Source organism: Nostoc sp. (assembly GCF_036917535.1).
GTDB lineage: Bacteria > Cyanobacteriota > Cyanobacteriia > Cyanobacteriales > Nostocaceae > Nostoc.
This window is the reverse complement of the sequence record NZ_JBALDA010000060.1, coordinates 39735-50458: the sequence shown is the minus strand read 5'-3', so window position 1 is coordinate 50458 and position 10724 is coordinate 39735. Positions and strand designations below refer to the sequence as shown.

Sequence of the window (10724 nt, the reverse complement as noted above, 5' to 3'; positions counted from 1 at the left end):
TCACTGCCACCAGCATTGTCGTTAGCACCATTGCTGTCTCCAAGAAATACAGCTTATCTGCTAGCTACGGTTCATCTAGTTCTGCTGCCGGCTAAATATGCCTTAGTACTATAGTGTACTACAGTGCATTTTAGGTAGAAAAATTGCTGAAAGTTTTTGATAACTTTCAGCAATACATTTGTTTTTCAAAGAGAGCTTTTTTATGGAACGATTAAGAATTTCCGATCTCAGTTTTTGTGAAGATAAAGTTCCCGAGCTTAGTCAAGTACAAGGGGGAGTTGCATCTGCTTACGCACTTAGTTATTCTGGTGCTAACAAGAGCAGTTATAAAGTAGGCAACGGTACTATTAAAGGTACTATTGAAGGTGCTCTTGCTGGTGCTCTTGCTGGCGTTATTACTGATGGTAATAAGGCTATTGCATCTGCCAATACATCGGCAACAGTTTCCTAAAGCTGGCATAACCAAATTGTAGGAAGCTTTTATGGGCAATGTCCATAAAAGCTTATTAGGAATATTTCTATACCTCTATTTTATACCACATATAGTAGTATAAGACAGCAGGTAAAAACGATACTTCAACGTCGCTCGCTGACCATGCTAGCTAACTTTTGTTTTGCTAATGAACTTAACTCAATGGCAAGACTTACCGTGGAAAACAAGCATGGTCTTCTATCTCTCGGTTTTATAACAACTATAAAAAGGGTACTCTGGGTTTAAAACTATATCCACAGTATCTTGGTATCAGTTCCGTACTTGAGTTGAATATTTTGGGAAAATTTTTCTAAGTTATGGTTGCGTTAAACCCATAACATACAAGCCAGAAATGCTCATAGTTGCAGTGAAATTGTCAAGATTACACTATCCACTAGAATACACGTTTGTAAGTGTGTTTGTGTAATTAATAAAGGCGAAAACGCAGCTAGAAAGTGCGATTCATTCAGTCGAAACCAAATAATCGGGGGATGACTGGTTTCTACAGGGTAATCGATGAGGATTAAGTTCGCACTTTAATCCTTTGGAGATGACAAATTCATTGTTATAGCTTCTTTAATGCTTCCCTATCAGGGTGCAAAATCACAAAATCATTTGTATACCTAATGACTTGGGGTTTCCATAAATGCCATTTCCCTTTAATTTTTATTTTCAGGGAAGACTTTTTTATAGCAGTTCTCGTTTATGTGAGTTACACCCGTAGTGGTATGGCAAGCCATACCCCTACACTTGTGATATAAAGTTGTGTAACGCATCTGGATGGGAACCGCTATATTATGGTTTCTAGACTGTGCAGAGCGACATTAACCAAAAATACAGAGAATAGAATAGTTTTGGTCTGGCTTATCAGTCTCTTTTACCCAGTTCACTTTTACGATGGATTAATGTGACTTTGCTTTCGCTATCCATCACCTGAACTTTCCTCAGTGCAAACATACTAAACAGACCTTAAATCCTTATTAACCAACAACGCAGCCTAAGAAGCTCTTTTACGCTTACGCATCGAGGCAGCAGCAAACATAGTGCAACTAAACAGCGAACCTAGAATTGTTGAGGGTTCTGGGACAGTATAGACACTCACCTGATTACTCTTAGATTCTATTAAAGTTAAACGAGTTGACTTATCGAAAGTACGGGAATATTTACCCTTAAAGCTAGTCGAAGCATATTCCTGTGTTCCGCCAAAAGATTTATTAATAGAAGTCTGACTTGAATCAAGAGTTATGCTACTACTCGGTTCAAATACAAAAGCATCATTGTTACCTATAGTTGATAAATTTCCAGAAATCTTGAAAGAGTCCAAAAGATTACCAGTATCGCTGTCGTATAACTCATATAAGAACTCTCCACGAGCATTTGCACGTTCAGTCAGTGCATCATCAATGGATGTTTTAAGGTTAAATAAGCCACTGAAATCAAAAGAAAACTCTTTGTCTATTATAAAATCATAACCGATAATCGCAGCCAAGCTTTCTGCCGACCCTGTATAGCCATCACCCTGACCTTGAGCTTGGCTGAAGGACAAATTAGAGGCAGAGTTGTTTGCATCGATATTAAACTTAGCCTCAGCGTTAGCATCAGCAGTTACTTGACCACCTGTGCTAATTGCTGTAGTCACAGTATTAGTCAAAGTTCTAACATCTAAAGGGTTGCTACTAAAGTTGTTGATGTTGAATTTTGACTCAGAATATGCAATGGTAGCAGCTTGGCTCGGTAAGGTAGCCAATATCGAAGTAGCGATCGCTGGAGTAGCTAGTGTCAAAAAACGCTTTACAACTTTGATGTATTCTTTCATACAATTACTCTTTTTTACTTTTATCATGTTAGGATTGTAAATTTTTCATGCTTACTGACTCCTTGCTAATGAGCAGGAGTAAAATATAGGCAAGCATGATGGACAACTTGGAAAATTCTCAAGCCGTTTTTGTCTTATGCAGAAGAAATCTTCTATTTTAAGAACAAATTTTATTTACCATTTATGCACCGTCAATTCAGTAATAACCACATCAGTGATTTAGTTGTAAATCAGGTGCACTCGGTAATTCGTTACATACTTATACTAACCGTGATCGATTTGTTTCTTGTAAAGTTTGAGTGAAACGGAGAGTTTTTTTATTGGTATTTACGTAAGGATTCAGGTAGGGAGGAGTTGACATAAGTGATGTTGTTGCCAAAGCATCCTTTGATGAGCAAGGAAGTCACTGTAAAATCAAGCGATGATCGTCTGTACCAATTGTCGAAGTCAAAATTAGTAGCAATACGGTTCGGTTAAAGTGCATAGTCTAAAGATCACCTTTAGTGCCTCTTAAAAAGCTACGGTGTACGCACAAGTCCTAAAAACCTAGCTTGATAAGACTTTTCTCGTTCCCAGTCCGAAACTAGATACCGAGTTGCGTTCAAAAATATTAGTTTTGGCGGGCAGGGGGAGTAGGGGAAGCAGGGGAGGCAGGGGGAGAAATACTACATATGATTGCAAATTGGTATGAGAATGCATTTATTGAGTCTATGACTTAATATTTGACTGGAGGCACAAGGTATTCATTGGTGTCAACTTAAGCTAAAACCCTTTTCAAACCTCGTTTCCAGCCTTTGGCTGGAAATGCACTTGATTGCGGCTCTGCCGCAAGTCTGAGGCGGAGCCTCTAGGACGGCATTCCCAGTCGGAAACTGGGAACGAGACAACGAGACAATATCTAAAATCTGGTTCTAGGCTAGCTTTCACGTTAAGTTGACACCAATGCAAGGTCTTGCCGAACTACGTTCGCGGAGCATCCAGCAGGGATAGGATATTTTTTTACTGGAAGCCCTTTAGGGGTTGGGTTAGGTCTGGTTAGGTCTATATTAAATTTCCAGAGAAGTAAAAAAGGTGATTTAATGCCTAATTCAGAGGGTTATAGTCTGAGAGTAGATGATCTAAAAGCTTACGTTCGTAAGGATTTAAATATGAGGCCGATGTTCCGAATTCCTGTAGTTTATGGTAGATAAAATCACGTTCAAATGTTTCGATACGTTCTTCTAAGTCTCCATAGAGTTCCTGAAAGGTGAACTCAGTTGCTAAAGCTAAGGCAATTTGTTCTCGGTCTTTACCAATTGACCGACCCTTGAATTGATAATCACTTTGAGAATGTTGGGATAGTAGCCCAAGAGCGATCGCTAACAGCAGAGTTTGATAAGCTAGTTTTAATTCTCTACCAGAACCAATTTCCTCTGGAATTAAATCAAAAACGTTTTCGTCTGACTCGATTTGTTCGCTTTGAGTCCGTTCATAGCAATCTCGATAATACTCAATTTGACTGAGAAAATAAGCCGGAAAGCCCAACGAACGAGTCAAAATACACAACCGCTGCTCATCTTCAGCTACCAAGGCGGTTAAACTACGACTAAAGCGACTGTAAAACGCAAAAACTTGTTCTTTATCTTTTGCTCCCACCCAGAGGGTAATCTCCCGTTGAGAAGTTGGGTTTAAGTTAGTGTCGATATCTTGAATTCGCAGCAACAGATTAGCGCTATCATAAAGCTGATTCAAACGCAGAGTAGCTGTATTGGTGGCAATTAAATCTGATTGCTTTAAAACTTCACCAATAGACAAATTACTCAATTGCTCGAACTGCTGGCGAGCAAAGGGCATAAGTTGATTCTGAAATTCTTCAGCAGAAATTTTCCACGACTGAGAACGGCTAACCTGCTCCTGAGTAAACTTCTCTGTTGGTAGTGTGGAAAGAAAACTTTGGTAATAAGCATCAATATCCGCATCAGTCAGAACTGTGAGCCGAATTTCGGAGAACTTCGTGGTAGCTTGATCGCGTTGAGCAACTAAATTATTGTATATCTCAGAGAAATCGGCCAAAGTTTGACGTAAGGTTTCAGTTCTTTGTTTAGCTGTTTTAATCAAATAATTTAACGCCTCGACACGGAGATTTTGGGCGTATAAATCGTACTCTAACTTTAATTGTTCATTATAACTGCGGCGTAATTCGACGGCGGTTGCTTTAATAGTGCTTTCTAGGCGTTTAATTTGTTTCTGAACCTTCTGAATGCGATCGCGAATATTAGCACTGTACTTGAGCCAAACAACCCCTAAGTAAGTCAAAATTATTACCGCAGTCCAAAGCAGATAACTAACTAAATTAGCCCAAAACTTTTGCAATAGTAGCCATAGTGTTGATTGACTGAAAATTCCGGTCAGAATCAGCAAGGCTAATAAAGCACCAGTAACCAAGGTAGGATAAACGATTAGATACTGTGAGCGAAAACGGTTTTCTTCTGTTAGTAGTTCATCTAATTTATCTGTAGCTGTTTCAATTTGATTTTCAATGGCCGTCAAGTGGTTCTGAGCTACAATGATCGCGGCTTCGGCTTGTTCACGAGCGCGAGCGATCGCCGTAAAGCGAATTTGTCGAGCTTGTTCGATTTCGGCATTTAACGCTTGGCGATACTCAGCGATTGCCGTTTCTAACTGTTTCTGAGTTGTTTGTAGCTCTTGCAGTTGTTCTTCAGACTTTCTTTCAGCTAAAGTATCTTGTAATTGTTGCTGCCGCAATTTTAAGGACACAATTTGGTTGAGTAGCTTTTGAGTAGCTTCTTTATCAATTGTTACCTGCAATCTTGAGTCGAGAAATGCTTCAGCCGCACGCAGTTCTGTAACAAGATTCTGGGATTGATCGCCTATGGCATCCGTTTGCAGTTCCAAATACAAAAAGGTCAATATGTTTAATAGCCTAGTTGCTTCATGCAAGCCTCTAGGTGTAGCATCAGCATAGCGATTAATGGTGCGGTCTAAGAAGGCGGTTAGTGTTGCCTGTAATTGTTTGCAACAATTTTCTAGCGTGCGCTTATAGGAAAGTAGCTCTTTATTTTCAAATTGCCGATAAGCACGCTGCAATTCCATCCTATATTCCTGAGCCTGTCCAGCACGCATCTCAAGGCGCGGATTAAAATCTTGCCAAACTGGTTTGCCGTTATCTCGTTCTAATCCGAGAAAAGCATTACTGAAATCATCGCTGAGTATAAATCCTTTGGCATCTAACAGGCATTTGCGAATTGCCTCTGGAGTAAATTCTGCCTTCGGTAAAAACTGCTCCATGAGCATATCGGCAGCAAAGGCAGCACTCAAACGGTTAATAGTTGTTTCTCCTGCGAAAAACAATTCTCCATAACCAAATGAACTGTAAGCGGGTATTTTCCCCCGTACTTTTTGGGCGCCAATCAATAAGCCATTGGTTTCCGGTTCTACGGTGAGAAAACCTGCCAAAGCATCAGCATAGCTAGGCAAATTATCCCTTAGTCCGCCAATTCGCTCGTCCATTAGCCAGCAATTATCAAAAGGTGGTACTTTTTGAGTACCTGTAATTACAACGCCATTGGTCATTTTGTAATCTAACTCTTTTAGGAGCGTGTAAGCAGCGCCGTAATCAGCAGTTGTGGCTTGGGTAAATAACCCTGGCAGTAGCAATAAAGCTTCTAAGCCGTGAGGAACATCTATAAAGTACTTAGAAAATAGCCAACGAATTAAGCGTACTATGTCAAAAACTACTGCCCTAGCAAATTGATTGCTAACTGATAGCATGAGATATATTCGATGATTGCTGCTGATTTTTACTCCTTGGCGTTTCGCAGCGATCGCTTCTTTTGATTGACTAGCCGTTTTCAATAATTCAATCAGTGCAGTTTGTAGTTCGCCAGTCGCTTCGCTGAACTGGGTACGAATTTTGGAGACATAAGCTTGTTTACTATGAGTTTGAGCGAGATCAAAACTCGTGTCAGCAAACTGATCTAACTCGCTACTAAAACTAAAAGTTTGACCATCCCAAGTTAAGGTATAAGTTTGAATTAAACAGCTTTCGGCGGCTGGAAATTCTTGCAGTTGCCGTTTAATGGCTGCACAAAAAGCGGCACTGTGAGGATCGAGTGCAAGTAAAATAGTTGGTTTTGGCATGGGGACACTCTCAGAGTGCAAACTATGGGGCTAAATAATCACATCTAAATCTTCCAGGTAAGCTTCAATTTCCTGGATTTCCATTTCTACCTGTTCTTGAATTTGGGAATCAACCTTGCCTCCCTTTAAAACCTGATTGAGGTGATTGATGTAGTTTTGCAAAGTAAATTTGGCTTTGTCTTGGTCGTCGTGGGTAATACGCTCAACTTTGTGAGCAATTTCCTTGACTAAAGGTAAATTACTTTTGAAAGCTTTAAATGCTGACTTGCGATCGCCTCCCAAAGGCAAAACTCCGCCTTCTAATCTTTTCGCTTGTTCTGTAGAAACGAAATATTTCTTACTCTGATTGATAATTAATTTATATGGATCGGGTGCCAAGGCTAAAGCAAACCAACGCAACGCCCCACCGTCGTCTTCTGGTGGAATTAAATTTGCTAAGTTTGTCCAATTGCGATGTAAGTGCTTAAAGACTTTATTCGGATCTAGGTAAGCTAACTCCATATCCCTCATTCCGTTGAAGGCAAATAAGGGGACGCCGACTTCCACTCGAAACAGCATCACCTTATGTGGTTCGCCTGTCGGTACAAAAGAAGGATTATTATTTCCTCTAGGCAAGCGACTAGAAAGAGGCGGATTGCTAAAAACTGTGTTGTTACTCTCTACTCCGTAGTAATAAAATTCTGTGATTAGGTGCTGCTGTTGAATGGGAATTTCCGATACTTCATACTGCCACAGAGGAACTGCAAGTTTGCCAAGTTGTTGCAAATCTTGCCCTGCATCTTCGGGATTGCTATCTGTTAAAACCTCCTCAACAGTCATACTGGTGAGCGGATAGTAAGCTTCATCGACAAATTTCAGAATTTCGTTCTTGACATCTTCAGCTTTTTTATCAGACCAATTCGTTAAAGTTTGAGACTGTTCTCGATACCAACGGATAAAATCTTCGCCAGTGACTTTGGGGCGTTTCGATTGGAGATTGATGCGCTGAATAGTATGAATAAAAGGATTATCGTTACTTCCTTGACGGTTGACCTCGTGATAACTCTGTTCTAAATCTCGATAAACTTTATCTAAGTTGCTATGTAAACGTTGGCATTTTTCCTGGATTTCTTCTACCTTAGTCCGCAATACACCATAGAGTTCAGCCGCTTTATCACACCGTTTCCAATGTAAATAAGTCTTCCACTTTTGGTCAGCCCGTTCTTTGTATCTCTGGCAAGCAGCTTGAATAGTGTTTTTATTTGGGAACCAAGTTTCTGCGGCTTCTTTAATTTTTTCTTCTTGTGGTTCTAATTTCAAAGCATTGAAACTGGATTGCGCCTCTTGTGACTTGCGCTGCACGTTTTGCTGTAATTCGTCTAATTGTTGAGAAAGTTTGCTTAAAAAGTCCAAAACATAAGCTAGTCCATTGGGACGGTTAAGACCGCGTTCCCAGAAAGTTGCGATCACAGCAGTTGTAGTCTGTTGTAAGCGATGAAAATTCAATCCTAATTCTTGAGCCGTCCGTTGTTCAAATTGATCTAACTGCCGTTTATAGAGTTCTTTGATGGTTGGTAAAGCTGTGCGATCGTGACGGATTTCGCCAATTCTAAATTCGGGTTTCATTTGTCCGCCGCGATCGCTTTCAGTCAACGCATTTATGACAGTAGTCGCTTCTGCTAACTTGCAATCTTCTAAAAACCGGGTGATGTCGCTTTCTAAATCGAGTGTTCGGGTAGATGCCATCAACTCATTCTTCAGCAAGCTTTGAGCATCCTCTAATTTCATTCGCTCGTATTGCTGTACTGGCAGAGTCAAAGTAGCAAAGCCAAAACTACAGTAATTTATATTGCGTCCTCGAACTTTTTCACCAGTTGCCAGATAAGCGCGAATGTTATCAGCAACGTTCGCAGCGTCTAGACCAATTTGAGAACCAATCTGGATGTACAAGCCATCTGCAACTAAATTTTGTAAATCGTCTGGACGACCGACTACAGTTCCATTTTTGTTAACGCCGTCAATTAAAAATACAGCATCAAAGGGAGGGCGATCGGCTTTGACTTTTGTGATCCCATAATCAATCTCAATGGTATTAGATGGTGATAATCCCCAAAAGTGTTCGATTTCTTTGAGAGCGCCATAGGCATTAGACTTTACCAAGTGAGTTTGGGGAATATTGGCAAACACTCTGGGTAAAACAAATACCCCTGTAATATTAGAAAAATTATTGAGATGTCCTCGTGTTAAAAAAGCCGTATCTAAGAATGTGCCACTGCCCGTCCCACCAGCCAAACTGCCAACAATAAAAACTTCCACACCATCTCGATTTGAAACTTGAAAGTTATCTGTAAATGTTTGTTTGCTAGTGCGAATTTCGCGGACAGCATTAATTGCTTGAGCAATTAAAGCGTCAATATCACCTACTTTCGCAAATAAAGCGAGCCGTCCCCTGGCCCGAATCTGTCCGGCACCACTGATCAGGCTGGCTGCTGAAATGTCTCTAGGCCACCATTCAGCAATGTGGTCATTACGTGTTAGCGGTAGGGGATTTGCAACAGAGATTGCATAAAGTTCATTAGGTTCTAAGAAAACCTTAGTGCCATCAGGTGATTTTTCTCGTTCTTGAATATTTTCGGTAGTATCAATTGAAATAAAACGAATAACTTCTGGTACTGAGCCGTAAACATCTATGAATCGCTTTTTAAGTTTGAGTACGACTTCATAACCCGTTCCTCCTAGCCCGATAACAACAGTAGGACGAAAAACAACCGTGGGACGCACAACCGTGGGACTTAACATTCACTTTCCTATGATTTTATTCAAAAGTTTGTCTGCCCACTGCTTGGCTCAGAGGGTCTTTGGTGTTCAATCCAGTTAAATTGCAATTTAACGTTGTCAATTTCAATGATGTCCTCATCGTAGAGTTCATCTGTATTTATCTTTTTAGTATTGACAAAAATTACACCTTTCAAACATCGCAAATCTATATTTTTTTTGCCTGCTCGCCAAACTGTGACTAACTCGGCATCAGAATTTGTTACAGCAATAGCTGGTATCAAATCACTCAGGCATACTCTGCCTTTTTGTAGGTGAGTGAGACTAATCTCTTCGTCTTGCGATGATTGTGGCAGTGGTTCCAGCACTACCAATGCTCCTTCTAAGCGGTTACGGTTGCGGAAATCTTCGACTAATTCCAAGGGCGTTTTGCGTTGAATCAGACAAATTACTATCAGAGCAATTAACAACACCAGCAGCCCCAAAAGCAACCAAATAACTATCTTTCGTCCCAATGGCATCAAAATATGCAGATGAACTTTCGCACTGACAGGGCTAGCAATTGAGTTATCTGGGGTCAGGACTAGGGTGAAAGTGCGATCGCCTTCAAAATTGCTATCAGCAACCTGCAACTGCACAGGAATACTAGTTTCTTTTGGTTGTAAGGATATAGCTGCTGAAGGTTCTGCTACAGAAATCTCTCTGGAATTGCCTTGCAACTGTAAGCTGGCTGTTCCAGATATATTGGTGCGAACTATAAAAATTTGGGTTTGAGTGGTTTTGCCTGCTTCTATTGAGCCAAAATCTATCTTTGTAGGTTCTATTTGCAGTTGTGACTTAATGGTTACAGGTAGGTCAATTTTAATTGGTGCGATCGCTTGGTCTGCGCTCGTTAACACCAAGCGCAAGTTATTAGCGCCCCCCTTTGCCTCTGCTGGTATCTGTAAACGTACAGGAATCACTGTTGCTTGATTCGCAACTAAAAGGATTAAATATTGTTCTAATAATTAACCAGTAATTAAATACTGAACAATTACTAAAATTTTTTATTTTGTTAATATTTGCAAATATAATTAATAGAAAACTTTGGTAAAATTTGCCCAGTTAATTATTTTTATTCAGAATTACAATTAATAATAGTGCTAATCAGTGTTTTATCAAGTTATATGTTAACTACTATTTAAAAAAATGTCACGTATTTTTCAGATATTCAAGTTATCAAAAGCTACTTGTTTAATTCTTTATGGACTCAGTAAATATATACAAAATAGTTGAGATAATTGCCAATATAATTTTATATTTACGTTTAATTAGCCTTGACAGTGGCAAAGATAAATTGTTAAAGCTTGTAGTTATAGCAGTTCTCGTACAAGCAAGGTAATACCAATTCAAAATTCAAAATTCATGCATTAAGAAAGCCAGACATAATAAAGGTATGTCCGTATGTATCTGTCGCATTTTTTTAATTAGTATAATTATTTACAGTACATCTGCACTAACTTTCTCTGTGGGAATGCGAAGTGCATCTGCTTTTAAATTTCA

Annotated in this window: 5 protein-coding genes; 1 reads left to right on the top strand and 4 read right to left on the bottom strand. The window is 39.7% G+C overall.

From position 1 onward, the window contains the following. The first annotated feature begins 202 nt into the window (after nt 1–202). Nucleotides 203–451, top strand: a complete 249-nt coding sequence (locus tag V7K56_RS19635; RefSeq protein ID WP_334912693.1) for a hypothetical protein — start codon at nt 203–205, stop codon at nt 449–451. A 1018-nt stretch (nt 452–1469) separates the two neighbouring features. Here V7K56_RS19635 and V7K56_RS19630 read toward each other — a convergent pair. The 4 genes from V7K56_RS19630 to V7K56_RS19615 all read right to left on the bottom strand — a co-directional run bounded on the left by V7K56_RS19630 (nt 1470) and on the right by V7K56_RS19615 (nt 10144). Continuing rightward, complete coding sequence (locus V7K56_RS19630) at nt 1470–2288, bottom strand: PEP-CTERM sorting domain-containing protein (RefSeq protein WP_334912691.1); 819 nt, start codon at nt 2286–2288, stop codon at nt 1470–1472. Nucleotides 2289–3371: 1083 nt separating this feature from the next. After that, on the bottom strand, nt 3372–6428 hold the full coding sequence (locus tag V7K56_RS19625; RefSeq protein ID WP_334912689.1) for a hypothetical protein: 3057 nt from the start codon (nt 6426–6428) through the stop codon (nt 3372–3374). Nucleotides 6429–6458: 30 nt separating this feature from the next. Continuing rightward, entirely contained in the window at nt 6459–9206 is a 2748-nt protein-coding gene (locus V7K56_RS19620) for a tubulin-like doman-containing protein (RefSeq protein WP_334912687.1), read from the bottom strand. A 20-nt stretch (nt 9207–9226) separates the two neighbouring features. Continuing rightward, nucleotides 9227–10144 (bottom strand): hypothetical protein, encoded by a 918-nt coding sequence (locus V7K56_RS19615; RefSeq protein WP_334912685.1) that lies wholly within the window; start codon nt 10142–10144, stop codon nt 9227–9229. Between the last annotated feature and the right edge of the window lie 580 nt (nt 10145–10724).